This is a genomic window from Vibrio sp. Vb0937, assembly GCF_033338855.1.
Genome location: NZ_JAWOTK010000002.1, coordinates 275810 through 294185, shown reverse-complemented (window position 1 = coordinate 294185; position 18376 = coordinate 275810). Strand labels below are relative to the sequence as shown.

Here is an 18376-nt window from a genome sequence, read left to right as displayed (position 1 = left end):
TGTATCAACAAGTGTTAGGGCGGCACACCAAAAACAAAAAGGCGAACCAAACGGTTCGCCTTTGTCGATTTAGAGGCTACAAAAATTAATCTTCGTAGTTATCGATGCTTGGGCATGAACAGATTAGGTTACGGTCGCCGTATACGTTATCCACGCGATTTACCGTTGGCCAGTATTTCCAAGATTTGGTCGCTTTAGACGGGAAGCAGCCAATCTCGCGAGAGTAAGGGCGGTCCCAATCTTCAGCTGAAAGATCAACTTGTGTGTGTGGCGCGTTAACAAGAGGGTTGTTATCCAGTGGCCATTCACCGTTTTTCACTTTCTCCATTTCTTCGCGGATAGCGATCATCGCATCACAGAAGCGGTCCAGCTCTTCTAGATCTTCCGATTCCGTTGGCTCAACCATTAGCGTGCCCGCTACAGGGAACGACATAGTTGGTGCGTGGAAACCGTAGTCCATTAGACGCTTCGCGATGTCTTCTTCGCTGATACCTGTTTCTTCTTTCAGCGGACGAATGTCGATAATACATTCGTGCGCTACGCGGCCATTTTTGCCACGGTAAAGAACAGGGTAGTGTTGGCGAAGTGTTTCCATCACGTAGTTTGCGTTCAGAATTGCTACTTTTGTTGCATCTGTTAGGCCAGGTTCGCCCATCATTGCGATGTAAGCCCAAGAGATAGGTAGGATAGAAGCGCTACCCATATCTGCTGCTGATACTGCGAAATCTGCGCCTTCTACACCGTCTTCAATATGCCCTGGTAAGAAAGGAGCTAGGTGAGATTTCACACCGATAGGACCCATACCCGGACCGCCACCACCGTGCGGGATGCAGAAGGTTTTGTGTAGGTTTAGGTGAGAAACGTCTGAACCGATGAAGCCTGGTGATGTTAGACCAACCTGCGCGTTCATGTTAGCGCCGTCTAGGTAAACCTGACCACCGGCGGCATGAACCATTTCACACACTTCTTTCACTTTCTCTTCGTAAACGCCGTGCGTCGAAGGGTAAGTGATCATAATGCTTGATAGGTTGTCTTTGTGTTTCTCGATTTTCGCTGCTAGGTCGTCGATGTTGATGTTGCCTTCTTCATCACACTTAACCACAACCACTTTCATTGACACCATAGATGCTGTCGCAGGGTTAGTACCGTGCGCAGAGCTTGGGATCAAACATACGTTGCGGTGACCTTCGCCACGGCTTTCGTGGTAGCGTTGAATCGCGATAAGACCTGCGTACTCACCCGATGCACCAGAGTTTGGTTGTAGTGAGAATGCGTCATAGCCAGTGATTTCACATAGCTTTTCTTTAAGGTCTTTTGCGAGTGCAGCGTAACCAGCTGCTTGTTCTGCTGGTGCGAACGGGTGGATCGAACCAAACTCAGGCCAAGTTACTGGAATCATCTCTGCTGCTGCGTTCAGCTTCATCGTACAGCTGCCCAGTGGGATCATGCCGTGCGTGAGTGAGAAGTCTTTGTTCTCTAGCTGTTTTAGGTAACGCATCATCTGTGTTTCGCTGTGGTGCGTGTTAAACACAGGGTGTGTTAGATATTCTGTTGTGCGGCGCAATGCTTCTGGAATGGCTGCAAACTCGTTGCCTGCGATTTCAGTTGATAGTGCTGCGACTTCTTCTTTCACACCGAATACTGCGAATAGGGCTTCTACATCTGCCACGGTTGTGGTTTCGTCGAAGCTTACACCTAGCTGAGTATCCAACTTACGTAGGTTGATGTCTGCGGTTAGTGCTTTCGCGTATAGGTCTTCAGTTTGTGCGCCTGTGTTGATAGTGATGGTGTCGAAGAAGCTGTTGTGAGCAAGCTCGAAGCCGCCTTTAGTTAGGCCAGCGGCTAGGATGGCTGTCATGTGGTGCGTACGACGAGCAATCGTGCGTAGACCTTCTGCGCCGTGGTAAACCGCGTAGAAAGACGCCATGTTCGCTAGCAGTGCTTGAGCAGTACAGATGTTTGAAGTCGCTTTTTCACGACGGATGTGCTGTTCACGCGTTTGCATTGCCATACGCAGTGCTTGGTTACCGTTGGTATCGATAGAAACACCGATAACACGCCCAGGCATTGTACGCTTGTGCTTATCACGAGTTGCCATGAAAGCAGCGTGTGGACCGCCGTAACCCATCGGCACGCCAAAACGTTGTGCTGAACCGATTGCTACGTCTGCGCCCATTTCACCTGCAGGTTTAAGCAGGGTAGAAGCAAGAAGGTCCGTTGCTACAGTCACTAGTGTTTTGTTTGCTTGCGCTTTAGCGATGATGTCCGTTAGGTCACGAACTTCACCTGTTGTACTTGGGTATTGAACTAGTGCGCCGAACACGTCTTGCTCTGGTAGTGATTCTAAAGAACCAACCAAGACTTCAAAGCCGATGAATTTCGCACGAGTTTTTACCACTTCGATGGTTTGTGGGTGAACGTCGTCAGCAACGAAGAATACGTTGCTCTTGCTTTTACCCGCACGCTTACAAAGTGTCATCGCTTCTGCTGCTGCCGTTGCTTCATCAAGCAATGACGCGTTCGCGATTTCCATACCAGTAAGATCCATCACCATTTGTTGGTAGTTTAGAAGTGCTTCTAAACGACCTTGTGAGATCTCTGGTTGGTAAGGGGTGTAAGCAGTGTACCAGCCCGGGTTTTCCATCACGTTGCGTAGAATCACGTTCGGCGTGAAGGTGTTGTAGTAACCCTGACCAATGAATGTACGTTTAACTTGGTTCTGATCGGCGAACTTACGCATGGCTGCCAGCATGTCTGCTTCGCTTTTCGCTTCTGCCAAGCTCATTGGTTGCTCTAGGCGAATTTGTGCTGGTACGGTTTCGTCGATAAGCGAATCTAGGCTAACTGCGTTGATCGCTTCCAACATTTTCTGTTGGTCAGATTTGTTTGGTCCATTGTGGCGAGCAACGAACTCGTTTTGTGTGCTGAGGCTTTGAAGTAATTCAGTCATTGTCCTTTACCTACTCCTTGGTTCGGGTAACGGATTTGCGTTACTGATAAATTAAATTATACGTCCGAACCTAGAAAAAAAGCTGTTCTCTAAACAGGCTAGGGAACAGCTTTCGTCACATCCTAATTACTCTTCTTCGATAGAGTTTAGGTATTCGTCTGCGTCTTTCAGGTTATCTAGTTCAGATACATCAGACATCTTCACTTTTACGATCCAGCCACCTTCGTACGGCTCTTCGTTAATTAGCTCTGGGCTGTCTTCTAGTTCTTCATTGATTTCTACGATTTCACCAGTGATTGGTGCGTAGATGTCTGACGCTGCTTTTACAGATTCAACGAGAGAGAAGCTTTCACCTGCTTCAACTTCGTCTTCTACGTCTGGTAGGTCAACGAATACCACGTCACCTAGCATTTCTTGTGCATGCTCAGAAATACCAATTGTTACTGTGCCGTCACCGTTATCACGTACCCACTCGTGGCTATCTGCAAACTTCAGTGTTTTGTCCATTGCTTAATCTCCGAATAACTTGTCAGGAATTATTATGATTTCAAAAAAATCGTTTACTGGTATAGAGGAAAGCGACTGCAAAGTTCTTTTACTTCTTTGCGAACGCGTTTTTCAACTTCTGCGTCACCTTCAGGATTGTTCACTAAACCGTCCAGTACGTCACCAATCCAATTACCGATGAGTTTGAATTCTTCAGCGCCAAAGCCGCGGCTTGTACCCGCAGGCGTTCCTAAACGGATGCCCGATGTAATCATAGGCTTCTCTGTATCGAATGGGATGCCATTTTTGTTACATGTGATCCCAGCACGCTCTAGAGCTTCTTCTGCTTTATTGCCTTTCAACCCTTTCGGACGAAGGTCAACCAGCATTAGGTGCGTGTCTGTACCACCAGTTACGATGTCGCAACCGCGAGTTTGCAATACTTCCGCTAGGACTTTTGCGTTATTGATCACCGAATCAATATAAGTTTTAAATTCAGGGCCAAGCGCTTCACCAAATGCGACCGCTTTGGCTGCGATAACATGCATCAGTGGGCCGCCTTGTAGGCCAGGGAATACGGCTGAGTTGATTTTCTTAATGATGTCTTCGTGGTTAGTAAGAATCATACCGCCGCGAGGGCCACGCAATGTTTTGTGTGTTGTAGTCGTAACAACGTGTGCGTGTGGCAGTGGGCTAGGGTGTGCGCCTGTTGCGATAAGACCAGCGATGTGCGCCATGTCGACCATAAGAATTGCATTTACTTCGTCTGCGATTTCACGGAATTTTGCAAAGTCGATAGTACGTGGAATAGCGCTACCACCTGCGATGATCATTTTAGGTTGGTGCTCAAGTGCTAGCTCACGAACATCTTCGTAGTTAATTTCTAGTGTTTCGCGATCAACACCGTATTGAACTGCATTAAACCATTTACCAGAAAGTGCAGGGCGTGCGCCGTGCGTCAGGTGACCACCTGCGTCTAAAGACATACCAAGAATGGTGTCACCAGGTTGAAGCAGTGCCAGCTTTACTGCGCCGTTTGCTTGTGCGCCTGAGTGTGGTTGAACGTTTGCGTATTCACAATTGAAAAGTTTTTTTGCGCGTTCGATAGCAATGGCTTCCACTGTATCTACGTGCTCACAACCACCATAGTAACGGCGACCTGGGTACCCTTCAGCGTATTTGTTTGTTAGGCATGTGCCTTGAGCTTGCATTACCGCTTTAGAAACAATGTTCTCAGAAGCGATAAGTTCGATTTGTTCGTTTTGGCGAGCGGATTCCGCTTGAATTCCAGCAAAGACAGCATCATCTGTCGCAGAGAGGTTGGTAGAGAAAAAGTTTTCCAAGCTGTGGTTAGGGTAACTCTTATTCATGGTAGTTGACCTTCCAAATCTGAAAATGAACCCGCAATAGATGAGTTATGATTTGCGGTTGTGGTTCATTTGTCCTCAAAAACAGCTGAACTGCGTAGCAGAACAGAGTGAACATCCGGCCCTAAATTTGGGCAAAAACTCCGTTGGATTGCGTGTTTCTTTTACCAATCTCTTACGGAAATATGCATCTCTACATCTAACAAGTTGGTAACATAGCGCCTGTGGCGGGAACAATCAACCAAAAATTTCCTATAGGAAACAAGATTTCAAAATTTGTTAACAAGAGCACGCTTTAATTCACTTGGTGGACTTCTATCCACTATGTGCTTCATGCACAATGCGAGTAAGACAAAAAATATGGATATCTATAGAGGGATTTATGGCAGAAAGTATTTACGATGAATACCCATCGATGACGTTGGCAAAAGAGCAACATGACCAAAATATCGAGCCGTTAAAACTGGGCCAGCGTATTAAGGATATCCGCTCGAAACTCGGTATCACATTAGAAGAAGCGAGTCAGAGAACCGGGCTTGCTCGATCTACACTGAGCAAAATAGAAAATGAGCAGATCTCCCCGACGTTTCAAGCGATGCAAAAATTGGCACTAGGCTTACAAATTGACATGCCACAACTCTTTGAGCCACCTAGAAAAAAGGTAGCGACAGGGCGCAGGGATGTTACCAAGAAGAATGAAGGTAAACCACACCCAACACAAACCTATGAACATGAACTGCTCGCGACACAACTTTCCAATAAGAAAATGATGCCGTTTAAGAGCCAAATTCGAGCTCGTAGTTTTGATGAATATAAAGACTGGGTTCGTCATGACGGCGAAGAATTTTTACTTATCTTATCTGGTGAGGTCATGTTCTATTCTGAGTTTTACGAACCTGTTGTTTTAAGCGAGGGAGACAGCGTTTATTACGATGCGAATATGGGACATATGTTGACCAGTGTTAGCGAGGAAGATGCGCTCATTTTGTGGGTGACAGCCAAATAGTGATAAATACTTATAAATTTCCTATAGTGAAAGCAAACGATTGCTGTTGGTGGTCGTTATGATGAAAAGGCGCTTTTTTGATGAGAACTTGCTCATTAAAGCGCTTTTTTTGTACGATTTGTTGTGATTAAAATGTTAAGAGTCACACTTTTGCAAGTCGATCTACGTCTTGTTCGTGCAAAATAGAATGAGCCATGTTTATTATTGGAAACACATCGAATGCCGATAGCATTCTCGGGTCTATCTAAATGGAGACGAAAATGACTCAAGAACTACTGAAAACACCACTACACGCACTTCACGTTGAAGTTGGTGCCAAAATGGTCCCGTTCGCGGGTTACGATATGCCTGTTCAGTATCCTCTAGGCGTAAAGAAGGAACACTTACATACTCGTGATGCGGCAGGTCTGTTTGACGTTTCTCACATGGGACAGCTTCGCCTAATTGGTGACGGTGCAGCTGCGTTCCTAGAAACATTAGTTCCAGTGGATATTGTGGATCTTGAGTCTGGTAAACAGCGTTACGCTTTTTTCACTAATGAAGAGGGCGGCATCATGGACGACTTGATGGTGGCTAACCTAGGCGATCATCTGTTTGTGGTTGTGAACGCAGCATGTAAAGCGCAAGATATCGCACACCTACAAGCGCATTTACCATCTGGTGTTGAGCTAGAAATTATCGAAGACCGAGCTCTACTTGCAATCCAAGGCCCTAAAGCGGCGGCTGTATTGGCGCGTTTTGCACCAGAAGTTTCTGAAATGCTGTTCATGGATATTCGTAAAGTCGATATTTTAGGCGCCGAGTGCATTGTTTCTCGTAGTGGTTATACAGGCGAAGACGGTTACGAAATCTCGGTTCCTGCTGACAAAGCGGAAGAGCTAGCACGTAAACTGACTGCGGAAGATGAAGTTGAATGGATTGGCCTTGGTGCTCGTGATTCACTTCGTCTTGAGTGTGGCCTTTGTCTATACGGTCATGACCTAGACACAACAACAACACCTGTTGAAGCGAGCTTGCTATGGGGTATCCAAAAAGTTCGTCGTATTGGTGGTGAACGTGAAGGTGGTTTCCCTGGCGCAGACATTATTCTTAAGCAGATTGAGACTAAAGATGTGGCGCGTAAGCGTGTGGGTCTAGTAGGTCAAACCAAAGCGCCAGTGCGTGAAGGTGTTGAACTGTTTGATGCTGACGGCGTTAAAATTGGCGTTGTAACCAGCGGTACGGCGGGTCCGAATGCAGGTAAGCCAGTCTCAATGGGTTATGTTCGTGCGGATTTGGCGGCGATTGGTACTGAAGTGTTCGCTGAAGTGCGTGGTAAAATGCTACCAATGACCGTTGAAAAAATGCCGTTCGTACCACAACGTTACTACCGTGGTTAAAACGAATTGAAACAAAAATGCCGAGCTTTGTAGCTCGGCATTTTTATGTCTTCTTTTCGCTTGTTTGCTTTTAGTTTACTGCTTCATCAATAGTACAGCACATATCAATAACGATATCTTCAAGCTTTTCCGGATGAATCATCTCTTCTTTTGCGATCCCAAATTGAGAGGCCATAATGGTATTAAACAATTCCCAATGCTTGATCAGCAGTTTTTCGCGATTATCTGCAATATCCGGCCATGTTTCTTGCATCATTGGCGCGAGACTGACAGCACCATGTGCGAAGATCAACATTTGCCATTTTGATTCCCACTGATCAAACTGTGCATTAGGGTTTTCGCTGTTGTACTGCTCGAAAATTCCGGTAAATATCGCAGCGAACTCATCTTTTGACTTTAAGAAATACTGCAGCAGAGCACCGTCATCGCCTTGTCGAATGGCATCGGCGATCATCTGTACTGGATGAGGATTGACGAGAGCAAATGCTAGCATGCGAACCATAAACAGATAAATTTTTCTATTCGAAGGTGTGTTCTCCGGCATTTCATTGATGAGTTCAGCCATATAGCACTGCATGAACTCGTCCATTGCATCGCTAACCGCTTGCCAGATTTTCTCTTTGCTGCCGAAGTGGTGACGGATCAAACTATGTGAAACACCAGCCTTTTCACTGATATTGCGCAGCGAGACACGCTCGTAACCAAGTTCACAAAACATATCTGCTGCCACTTTAAGGATCAGACACTTAGTTTGTTCTGCTGCTTCAGCACTTCTACGCCCCTGCTTTCTTTCATTCATAGTTCGAATTTTCCCGAATATTAATCACGCGCTTACTTTTACCAGAAACCGAACGCTTTGACTAATTAATTTGCTATCCATCTGGAAAATATGTTGATCAATTTCAAATTCTGCTTATACTGCACGGCTGTGTAATATATAAAACCTACGGAGAAAGCGGGTGCGAAAACAATATTTAAAGCGCACTTTAGTTGGCGCAGTGGTGACATTAAGTCTTTCTGGGATGCTAACTGGGTGTAATAAAGCCATTTCTGAGCCGTCTGAACCTTTAATCAAACCTGTAAAATTACTGGCGGTGAAAGACCTAGAACTTGAAGACTCGCACGCCTTTTTAGCGCGTATTGATGCAACACATCGCGCGCAGCTTTCTTTTCAGGTTGGTGGAGAGGTAGATGAATTACGTGTACGCATGGGTCAAAAGGTCCAAAAAGGTGAAGTGCTCGCAACGTTAGACCCTAAAGATCTTCAGCTTGCGTTAGATGCCGCTCAAGCGCAGTACGCGTTAGCGAAAACACAATGGGACCGCGCGAAAAACCTTTACGGAAAAAAACTCATTAGTACTGATGAGTACGATCAGAAAGAAACTCAATATAAAGCGGCATTGGCGAACTACGAACAAGCTAAAACCGATTTGAGCTATACCAAAATTCACGCACCGTTTGATGGCATAGTGTCATATACCTATGTCAACCCATTTCAGGTAGTAGCAGAGAAGCAGGAGATCTTGAATCTCATTGATAACACGACGTTGGATGTGTCGTTCACCTTGCCAGTAAGTTATGCGGAATCTGTATCACTTGAGTCACTGCAAAACTCCGATATGTGGGTGACGATGGATAGCGAGCCAGGAAAACGTATTCCTGGGCAATTTAAAGAAATTTCGACACAGCCAAACATCGATACCAATAGTTATGAGGCGATCGTGACCATCACTCGACCAGAAGATCGCAATTTGCTGACAGGTATGACAGGGCAGGTACACATTGCTAAACAACATGTATCGGACGCGATGACGTTACCTCAGTCTGCTTGGGTCAACAAAAATGGGACGCAAGGTGAAGTTTGGGTAATGGACAGAAGCACGCAGCAGGTCAATAAAGTCACTGTGTCACTTGACGCAGCAGGTGGTGTGAAAGCCGGGCTTGATAACAATGATTACGTTGTTATTGCTGGTGTTGAGAGACTGGTTGAAGGGCAAGTGGTGAAAGCTTGGGTTCGTGAGGGAGGCATTTAATGAAACGTTCTCTACTTACGATCTCTGCGATTGCACTTGCAGTTTTAACAGGGTGCAAAAATGAAAACCAAGCTATCGTCGAGCAGCCACTTTTTGTGTCGACTATCTCGGTGGATGCACCAGTACAAAGTCAACATCGCGCGTTCAAAGGCATAGTAGTGCCTGCAGAGCAAACGCCAATGGCATTTCGCCGCGCTGGGGAAGTTCAGCACGTATTGGTTAAAGCGGGTGACGTTGTGAAGCAGGGGCAAATGATCGCAAAGCTAGATGATAGCAAAGAGAAGCAAGCCGTGAATGACGCAGAAGCACAATACACACTTGCAATTCGTCAGCTTAAACGCGGTGAAGACTTGCATGCACGTCAAATGATTTCAAAAGCGGAACTTGATGAGCTAACCGCTAATAAAGAGCTAGCTGAGGCTACTTTCTATAACGCGACCAATCAATTGAATTACACCCGTTTATTCGCCCCGTTCGCCGGTAAAGTATCTGATGTTTTCAAAGAACGTTTTGAGCGTGTGGCAATTGGTGAACCCGTGTTAAACCTATACCAAAACGATTTGGTTTACGTGCGCATTGAGCTTTCCGACAATGTTTTAGCGATGGTAGACCCAAACTCAGACAGCATGAGCTACAAGCCTAGAGCAACCTTCTCCGGCATCGATGGCAGATTTGCTTTGGACTATTTAGAGCACACAAGTGAACCCAACGCTGAAACTCAAACCTACGAAATGTACTTGACGATGCCACAGCCAAAAACAGAGATATTGCCGGGAACCAGCGTAAGCGTTTTGGTCGATATGGTGAAGGCGGGCATTACCTCTATTGATGGTTACAGTGTTCCTGTCACGGCGCTTCAAGCAGGCAGTGAAGGGAATGAGTTCTTTGTGTGGAAAAAAGAAGGTGACATTGTCACACGGGTGCCTGTCATGATTTCTCAAGTGAATGGCAATGGAGCCATTGTGTCGTCAGGTGTTAGCCAGGGCGATATTCTGATTAATTCAAATCTGCGTAAATTACGCGAAGGTAAACATGTGGATGTTGTGGAGAATAACCAATAATGAACATTGCTGAGTATTCAATAAAAAACAAAGTCATCAGCTGGTTGTTCATTATTATCCTTGCTGTTGGTGGTTTAACGTCATTTTTGGAGCTTGGACGATTAGAAGACCCGGCATTTACGATCAAAGATGCCATGATTATCTCAACATACCCTGGCGCGACGTCAAAAGAAGTTGAAGAAGAACTGACGTATCCTCTAGAAAAAGAGATTCGAAAACTCCCTTATATCGACAAAATTACCTCTACGTCTTCTAATGGTATGTCTCAAATAACGGTGAGCATGGAAATGGACTATGGTCCTGATGAACTGCCGCAAATTTGGGATGAAATGCGCCGTAAAATTAATGATTTACGACCATCATTGCCTCAAGGTGTTCAGTCTTTACAGATCATTGATGATTTCGGTGACGTTTATGGCGTGATGTTAATGCTCACTGGTGACGATTACGACTATGTAGAGCTGAAACGTTATGCGGATTACCTGACCCGTGAAATCGAGCTTGTTGATGGTGTTGGTAAGGTAGACATCACGGGCGATCAGCAAGAAATGCTATTCGTTGAGATCTCACTTGATCGCCTTGCTGCACTGAACTTAGACATGAATGTGGTTTCGAGCTTGTTGAACCAGCAAAACAATGTGGTTTCAGCAGGTGAAGTGATGGTCAATGGCGAAAGCCTTGTTATTCGCCCAAGCGGCACCTTAAACACTGTAGAAGCACTAGAAAATCTGATCATTCATGGCCGTGACACAGGAAATCTAATTCGTCTAAAAGACGTAGCAACGATTTCTCGCGGTATTCAAGAGAAGCCAAGCAACGTCGTACTCTTTAACGGTCAAAAAGCGATTAATATCGGTATCTCGTTTGCATCGGGTGTGAACGTGGTTGAGGTTGGTGAACGTTTGGATGCGGAGCTCGCGAGCCTTGAGTCTATCAAGCCTGCTGGCATCGATATGAACTACTTTTACAACCAAGCCAATGAGGTGGATGAATCTGTTAAAGCGTTTGTAATTAGTCTAGCGGAGGCAGTGGCGATCGTAATCATTGTGTTGCTGTTTACTATGGGTTTACGCAGTGGTGTCATCATTGGAGTTGTGTTGTTATTGACGGTATTTGGTACCTTCATTTTGATGAATTACAACAACATCGAACTGCATCGTATTTCTCTTGGCGCGTTAATTATTGCCTTAGGTATGCTGGTTGATAACGCGATTGTTGTCGTGGAAGGCATATTGGTTGGCCTAAAGAAAGGGCGTACCAAAGTTCAAGCGGCTGTCGATATTGTAAAGCAAACACAATGGCCTTTGCTGGGCGCGACTGTTATTGCAATTACGGCTTTTGCACCTATCGGCTTGTCGCAAGATGCGACAGGTGAGTTCATGGGCTCTCTATTCTGGGTGCTGTGTTTCTCACTATTTTTAAGCTGGATTACCGCTATTACACTGACGCCTTTCCTTGCCGATCTTTTGTTGAAAGAGGAAAACAAAGAGCAGGGTACTAGCGAAGATGATCCTTATAAAGGCTGGTTGTTTGTCGTATTTGGGGCATCACTGAAATTTGCATTGCGATTCCGCTGGCTTACCGTTGCTGGCATGGTGGCGCTATTAGTGGGTGCTGTCGTGGCATTTGGTAATGTAAAACAGCAGTTCTTCCCACCATCGAATACGCCGATGTTCTACGTGGATATGTGGATGCCAGAGGGTACTGACATCCGTGAAACGATTAAAAAAGCTGAAGAGGTCGAAAGCTACATTCGTCAGCAAGATGATATTGACTTTGTTTCTGCTTCGATTGGGCAGGGCCTACAGCGTTTTGCTTTAACCTATCAACCAGAAAAAAGTTACGAAGCGTACGCGCAGTTCCAAGTTCGCGCGACTGATCGTGAGAAAATGTTTGGTTTACTGCATAAGTTAGATGAGAATCTGGCGAAAACATTTGATGCGCCTACGTTCCAGTTTAAATTGATGGAATTTGGTCCATCACCAGCGTCTAAGATCGAAGCGCGTATTACTGGCCCTGAACCACAAGTTTTACGTGACTTGGCGGTGCAAGTTGAAGACATCCTTCATACCGACCCTGGTGCTCGAAACATTCGTCACGATTGGCGAGAGCGCACCAAGGAACTTGTACCCGCTTTCAATGAGTCTAAAGCTCGTCGCTTAGGTATTTCGAAAGAAGATCTTTCAAGCACACTGCAAATGGCGTTTGGTGGTAGCACCTTAGGTTACTTGCGTGATGGTACACATACGTTGCCAATTATGACACGTCTTCCTGAAGAAGAACGCGTAGATTTTGAATCACTACAAAACGTGACCATTTGGAGTCCTTCGTTGCAAACGTATATTCCGGTTGATCAAGTGATTGATGGCGTTCAACTGGATTGGAGTGAGCCGCTAATTCAGCGTCGTGACCGTAAGCGTACGTTAACCGTTCTCGCGGACCATGATGTGTTGAGTGACGACACGGCAGCAAGCTTATTTGCTCGTGTACAGCCTAAAGTGATGGCATTGCATGTTCCAGAAGGATACGAAATCACATGGGGTGGTGAGTACGAATCATCCAAAGATGCACAAGAAGGCCTATTCGGTTCATTGCCGATGGGTTACTTGTTGATGTTCATCATTACTATTTTATTGTTTAACTCAATCAAAAAGCCGTTGGTAATTTGGTTCACCGTTCCGTTAGCGATCATTGGCGTTGCTTTTGGTTTGCTTACCACGAACATGCCGTTCAGTTTTACAGCATTCCTTGGTTTGTTAAGCCTAAGTGGCATGATTTTGAAAAACGGTATTGTGTTGCTTGACCAAATTAACCTTGAGTTGGAGTCAGGTAAAGATCCTTACCTCGCGATTGTTGATAGTGCGATAAGCCGCGTTCGTCCGGTAAGTATGGCTGCGCTAACAACTATCTTGGGGATGATTCCACTGGTCTTCGACGCCTTCTTTGGCTCGATGGCAATAACGATTATGGCAGGTCTTGGTTTTGCTACTGTACTGACACTGATAGTGGTGCCAGTGATGTTTGCAATTCTGTTTAGGGTAAAACCGACCACTGCATAGGGACTCCTGGCTATTTGCCAGCTTCCTGCCTAGCCCTGAAGGTTTTCTTCGGGGCTTTTTTGATCTTACTAATATATACCAAACCATTCATTTGCTTGATTTTAATGATTTTCTTACGATTACAATGCAAATCATGCGTATACTGATGTAACGACACATCAAAGATTGAGATTACATGAATAAGCGCATATTAAACGGACTCTTCTTCGTTGGTTCTTTCACCTTGGTTGGCTGCACCGCGACGGATAGCATGCCGACAGAAACCAAACAACCTGCCCCTAAAATTAACAGTGTTAGTGCCGAAGTCATTTCCAGTTGGATTGATAGTAAGGTTTTAGCCCCTGAAGGGCTGTCGCTCGAGCAAGACAACCTACGTTATCTATCGGGTAGCGCCGACCTAAACAGCGACGGCAAGGCAGAACACATAGTGTTGCTTCAAGATCGCTATTTCTGTGGTAGTGGTGGCTGCTCTGCATATATGTTTGATAATGAGGGAAACGTTATCAATCGAATGTCGGTAACTCGCACGCCTATTGTACTAGCCGACAGTTACAGTAATGGTTGGCAGGACTTTATCGTTTGGAGTAATGGCTCATATCGACTCATGAGTTACAACGGTGAATCTTATCCAAGTAACCCGTCACTAGAGCCAAAGGTGGATCGAGACGCTAACCAGCAGGCGGCAATCGCAAATGTAATGGCGACAGAGCTTTATCAGCAAGATGGCTATGACATTCTGCCCGCAGATTCAAAAACCTTGTGGACGCCAGCTAACGTTTACCACTTTACCTTCAAGCACTACGGTGACCCGCATAGCGCTTATCAAGCAACGGTGGATATGAACAGTGGGGAAGTAGACATTGTAGCCGTTCCGGCTGCGGAATAAAAAACACCTCCCTTAACCGGAATTAAAGGGAGGTGCTAAATGCCAAATTCGAGGGTGGCATTGTTAACCGGAGTCGCTCTAATTAAGCTGCGACTTCTTGTTTCGCTTCTGCTTTGCTTTTTAAGAATGCGTAAGTAAAGCCAGTTACCGCTGTACCTGCTGCAATAGCCACCAAATACATTAATACTGGTGAAATTGCGTTAGGAATTAGCAGCACGAATAGACCGCCGTGTGGTGCCATTAATTTCGCACCGAATAGCATCGATAGGGCACCAGTAAGCGCGCCACCGGCCATACAAGATGGAATCACGCGCATTGGATCTTTCGCAGCAAATGGAATTGCGCCTTCAGAGATGAAACACAGTCCCAAGACAAATGATGCTTTACCAGCCTCACGTTCATTTTGTTCAAATTTGTTCTTCGCAATGAAGGTCGCTAAACCCATACCTAGCGCAGGAACCATACCTGCGGCCATGATTGCCGCCATTGGCGCGTAAGTTTGTGAAGCCAGAAGGCCAACACCAAATGCGTAAGCGGCTTTGTTGACAGGGCCTCCTAGGTCGAAACACATCATTGCGCCAAGGATAATACCCAGTAGTACTGCACTGTCAGAACCCATGTTGTTTAGGAAGTCAGTCAGGCCGTTCATGATGCCTGAAACTGGGCCGCCTACGATGTAGATCATCACAAGACCAGTGAACAATGTTGCTACAAATGGAATGATCAGAATCGGTTTAAGCGCCTCCATCGATTGTGGCAGTTTCACCTTATCTGCGAGGAGTTTCGCTGCGTAACCGGCAATGAAGCCAGCTGCGATACCACCTAGGAAACCAGCACCCGTTGAACTTGCTAGCATACCACCAACAAGACCGGGAGCCAGACCCGGACGGTCAGCAATTGAGAACGCGATGTAACCAGCAAGTACAGGAATCATCAATGCGAATGCAGAGCCACCACCAATGTTCATCAAGGCTGCTGCTAGTGTGCCTTCTTCTTTAAATGCTTCAATACCGAACACGAAAGATAGTGCGATGATCAAACCACCTGCAACGACAACAGGAAGCATGTGCGAAACACCCGTCATTAGGTGTTTGTAAGCGCCTTTTTTCTCTTCGGTGGTAGATGAAGAGTTAGCTGAACCAGAATGTTGATACACCGTGGCTTGCTCGAATGCTTTGTCCATCTCTTCGGCTGTTTTCTTCAGAGCTGGGCCTGTTTTCGTGCGGTACATCTTTTTTCCGTTAAAGCGATCAAGTGGCACTTCAATATCCGCAGCAATGATCACCAGATCGGAATCTGCAATTTCTTGCTCAGTCAGTTGGTTTTTAGCGCCAACTGAACCACGAGTTTCCACCTTGATTTGATGGCCACGACGCTTGCCTTCTTCTTCTAAAGCTTCTGCCGCCATAAAGGTATGCGCAACGCCAGTAGGGCAAGCGGTGATTGCAACAATTTTCTTCGCTGCTGATGTTGTATCTGCAGTGATAGGGGCTGCAAGTGTGGTTGCTTTTTCAAGTAAAGTGGCGTTTTCAACCGCTTGCTGGAGAAACGCAGTTGCGTCTTTTGCTACTTCGCTAATTTCCGCTTGGTAAAGCTTTTTTCCTACAAAACGGGAAGTGTCGACGCTAGTATTTGCCGCAATGACAATGACTTCTGCTTGTTCAACGTCAGCTTCCGTCAATAGTGTTGGTTCAACCACACTTGATTGACATTCTATTTTGGCATTCCAGTTTAATTTTGCGGCGGCTTGTTCTAGTAATCCTGCCGCAAGGATGCTATTTGCTACACCGCTCGGACAGGCAGTAATAATGGCAATATTCATACGATAACCTTCTGTTCCTTAGTTTTGTTCTAAGTTTGTAATAGGGTAAAGCGCGCTAACTTCAGTTTGTCGCTTGATATTTTCCAGTTCTTCCTGACTGGTTAGCCCTACGCCAACTTGACTAACTGCCAAAGCAGAAAGTGCCGTAGCGAAGCGCAATAAATCGTTTTTAGGCATCAGTTGCATGTGGCCCCAACACAAGCCAGCGACCAGCGTATCGCCTGCGCCAACGGTGCTCACGACATGCATTCGAGGCGGTTTTGCACTAAGCCATTCGCCTTGGTTGAGCCACATAACACCGTCAGGTCCCATAGAAACCACGATGTTTTCTATGCCTTTGTCGCTCAGTGTTTGCGCTGCAGCTTGGCACTGTTCAGGTGTTGCTAGATGTTCGCCAACAAAATCACCAAGTTCTTCATCGTTAGGTTTAATTAACCATGGGTGAGCATCAATACCTGACTTCAATGCGGCTTTGCTACTGTCGAACAACACCTTTTTGCCTTGTTGATGCAGTGCTTCTATCCATGCAGCGCATTGCTCTGCAGTAACACCGCCCGGTAGGCTGCCTGCCAATACAAAGTAATCGTGTGTTTCAGCAAGGCGGAATAGGGTTTCTTCAAAGCGCGCGATTTCTTCTGCCGTAACTTGAACACCAGGGAAGTTAATGTCACTAACGTTTCCATTAGCCTCAACGAGCTTGACGTTGATACGAGTTGCACCTTGTACTTCTACAAACTCATTCTTAACGCCGATGTCATTGAAAAGCTGATGGAATAGCTCAGGGTTATCTTTACCAAGAAAGCCGGTAACCGTGACATCTGCGCCTAAATCGCTCAACACTTTTGCTACGTTGACACCTTTACCTGCAGCGTGGAGATTGCTTTGCTGTACTAAGCTCACGGAACCAACGTTTAGTTCATTTACTGAACCTGTTAAATCCAATGCCGGGTTGAGCGTAATAGTGACAACCTTATTTGTTTTGTTTGTCATATCGGATCCTTAACCTTCACCAAGGCCAGAAGCGATTGCATTTCCGATAGACTCCAAGGCTTGCGGCGCATCAGGGCCTTCTGCTGTAAATTGAAGTTGGTGACCGTGCTTAACGCCCAGCGCGATGACTTTCATTAGGCTCTTCGCGTTTACTGCTTTTCCATCTCCGTCTAGGTTGGAAACACGTATAGTGGATTCAAACTTTTTCGCTTCTGCGACTAACATTGCCCCCGGACGAGCATGTAGGCCGTGAGAGTTTTTGATTTTAAATACAGCGGTATTGCCTTCTTCTGAAGATGCAGCTGTGACTTCTTCACCTTTGAACAAAGCAAGAATCTGTTCTACTGATGCATCTAAAAGCTTGCCGTGTTCATTGTTAAACACAATATTAGAAAGCGTTTTTAGGATAGGTTGGTGAGCATTGTTACATGCCGCGAACGCGACAAGTGCACGCACTTTTTGACCTTCATATTCGCAGTCGTTTGCCGTCGAGACAAATGACACACCTGTGCGAGTGACATGTTTGTCACTGCCAATTAACCACAGGCCATTACCTAAGTGAGTTGGTTGTTTGGTAACGAGATCAGCAACGAATTCGTTATCAGCACATCCCGTATTTTTCAACAGACCACCAGCAACAGCACTCATCTGTAGCATGTCGCTCGCAGGGAACATCAGTTGAATTAAAGAAGCGTCAAAGTCTGCTTCAAGCTGAACATCACCGTGCAGTAGGGCGATGATCTCGTCTTCGTTTTTTGCATTACGCAGACGTTCTTCTACGCCATCTGCGCCTAGCACTTTGGTGAGCTGTTTAAGAATGCCAAGGTGCTCATCAGATTTAGCTGCGATACCGATAGCGACGAACACAGTATTGCCATCACCCCAGTCGACACCTTGTGGGAAGTGGTGCACAGCAACACCCGTTGTTTTCACCATTGCACGAGTGTCGGTTGTACCGTGCGGTATGGCAATACCGTTCCCCAAAAACGTAGAGTTTTGGTTTTCACGGTTTAGCATGCCTTCAACGTAACCTTGCTCAACTAGGCCTTTATCAGTCAGGCTATGAGCAATACTCTTTATTGCTTCAAACTTATCTGTCGCTGATTGCGAGAGGGTAATGTCGTTCTTATTTAGCTTAAGCATGGTGCTTCTCCAGCCTTAAGGTATCAATTTAAAAATGTATTCTGTGTGAGAAGTTGAACGCCGCTTCTTCTGAGCGCTTATCACTCCTCAAACCTTTTATCTTTCAAGCTAAATCGATTCAGCTTGTTGGTAAATTTTTTAAAAGACTCAGAAAAACTGTTTTAAAAACTGACGTTAACAAACGAGCCTTTGCC

General features: G+C 45.8%; 13 protein-coding genes. 6 read left to right on the top strand and 7 right to left on the bottom strand.

Going from position 1 to position 18376, the window contains the following annotated elements; genetic code table 11:
• Positions 1-85 precede the first annotated feature (85 nt).
• The 3 genes from gcvP to R7P67_RS04845 all read right to left on the bottom strand — a co-directional run bounded on the left by gcvP (position 86) and on the right by R7P67_RS04845 (position 4806).
• Positions 86-2950 (bottom strand): aminomethyl-transferring glycine dehydrogenase, encoded by a 2865-nt coding sequence (gene gcvP / locus R7P67_RS04855; protein WP_262653605.1) that lies wholly within the window; start codon positions 2948-2950, stop codon positions 86-88.
• A gap of 126 nt (positions 2951-3076) precedes the next feature.
• On the bottom strand, positions 3077-3457 hold the full coding sequence (gene gcvH, locus R7P67_RS04850) for a glycine cleavage system protein GcvH (RefSeq protein WP_005376432.1): 381 nt from the start codon (positions 3455-3457) through the stop codon (positions 3077-3079).
• A 53-nt stretch (positions 3458-3510) separates the two neighbouring features.
• Positions 3511-4806: a serine hydroxymethyltransferase gene (locus R7P67_RS04845; RefSeq protein ID WP_005376430.1), complete on the bottom strand. Its 1296-nt coding sequence runs from the start codon at positions 4804-4806 to the stop codon at positions 3511-3513.
• Positions 4807-5185: 379 nt separating this feature from the next.
• Between R7P67_RS04845 and R7P67_RS04840 the strand changes: the two genes are divergently transcribed.
• Both R7P67_RS04840 and gcvT read left to right on the top strand, forming a co-directional pair.
• Complete coding sequence (locus R7P67_RS04840) at positions 5186-5809, top strand: helix-turn-helix domain-containing protein (RefSeq protein ID WP_005376429.1); 624 nt, start codon at positions 5186-5188, stop codon at positions 5807-5809.
• Positions 5810-6069: 260 nt separating this feature from the next.
• Positions 6070-7188 carry a glycine cleavage system aminomethyltransferase GcvT gene (gene gcvT, locus R7P67_RS04835; protein WP_017820967.1) on the top strand — a complete coding sequence of 373 codons (1119 nt, stop codon included), beginning with the start codon at positions 6070-6072 and terminating at the stop codon, positions 7186-7188.
• 70 nt (positions 7189-7258) lie between these two features.
• Here gcvT and vdeR read toward each other — a convergent pair whose 3' ends face one another.
• Complete coding sequence (gene vdeR / locus R7P67_RS04830) at positions 7259-7987, bottom strand: efflux transporter transcriptional repressor VdeR (RefSeq protein WP_017820966.1); 729 nt, start codon at positions 7985-7987, stop codon at positions 7259-7261.
• A gap of 160 nt (positions 7988-8147) precedes the next feature.
• On the opposite strand from vdeR, the gene R7P67_RS04825 reads away from it, so the two are divergent.
• From R7P67_RS04825 to R7P67_RS04810, 4 genes are all read left to right on the top strand, one after another.
• The gene (locus tag R7P67_RS04825; RefSeq protein ID WP_017820965.1) at positions 8148-9221 is read left to right on the top strand and encodes an efflux RND transporter periplasmic adaptor subunit; all 1074 of its coding nucleotides are present in this window, start codon (positions 8148-8150) and stop codon (positions 9219-9221) included.
• Entirely contained in the window at positions 9221-10282 is a 1062-nt protein-coding gene (locus R7P67_RS04820; RefSeq protein ID WP_005376420.1) for an efflux RND transporter periplasmic adaptor subunit, read from the top strand. The genes R7P67_RS04825 and R7P67_RS04820 overlap by 1 nt, the downstream gene beginning before the upstream one ends.
• Entirely contained in the window at positions 10282-13341 is a 3060-nt protein-coding gene (locus R7P67_RS04815; protein ID WP_171342923.1) for an efflux RND transporter permease subunit, read from the top strand. The genes R7P67_RS04820 and R7P67_RS04815 overlap by 1 nt, the downstream gene beginning before the upstream one ends.
• A gap of 175 nt (positions 13342-13516) precedes the next feature.
• Entirely contained in the window at positions 13517-14227 is a 711-nt protein-coding gene (locus R7P67_RS04810; protein WP_042520795.1) for a hypothetical protein, read from the top strand.
• Positions 14228-14309: 82 nt separating this feature from the next.
• Here R7P67_RS04810 and fruA read toward each other — a convergent pair whose 3' ends face one another.
• From fruA to fruB, 3 genes are read right to left on the bottom strand one after another with little or no spacing between them, the layout of a single operon-like run.
• The gene (gene fruA / locus R7P67_RS04805; protein WP_239945297.1) at positions 14310-16049 is read right to left on the bottom strand and encodes a PTS fructose transporter subunit IIBC; all 1740 of its coding nucleotides are present in this window, start codon (positions 16047-16049) and stop codon (positions 14310-14312) included.
• A gap of 18 nt (positions 16050-16067) precedes the next feature.
• Positions 16068-17039: a 1-phosphofructokinase gene (gene pfkB / locus R7P67_RS04800; RefSeq protein WP_042520798.1), complete on the bottom strand. Its 972-nt coding sequence runs from the start codon at positions 17037-17039 to the stop codon at positions 16068-16070.
• Positions 17040-17048: 9 nt separating this feature from the next.
• Positions 17049-18182, bottom strand: coding sequence for a fused PTS fructose transporter subunit IIA/HPr protein (fruB, locus tag R7P67_RS04795; protein ID WP_005386065.1), 1134 nt, complete (start codon positions 18180-18182; stop codon positions 17049-17051).
• Positions 18183-18376 lie beyond the last annotated feature (194 nt).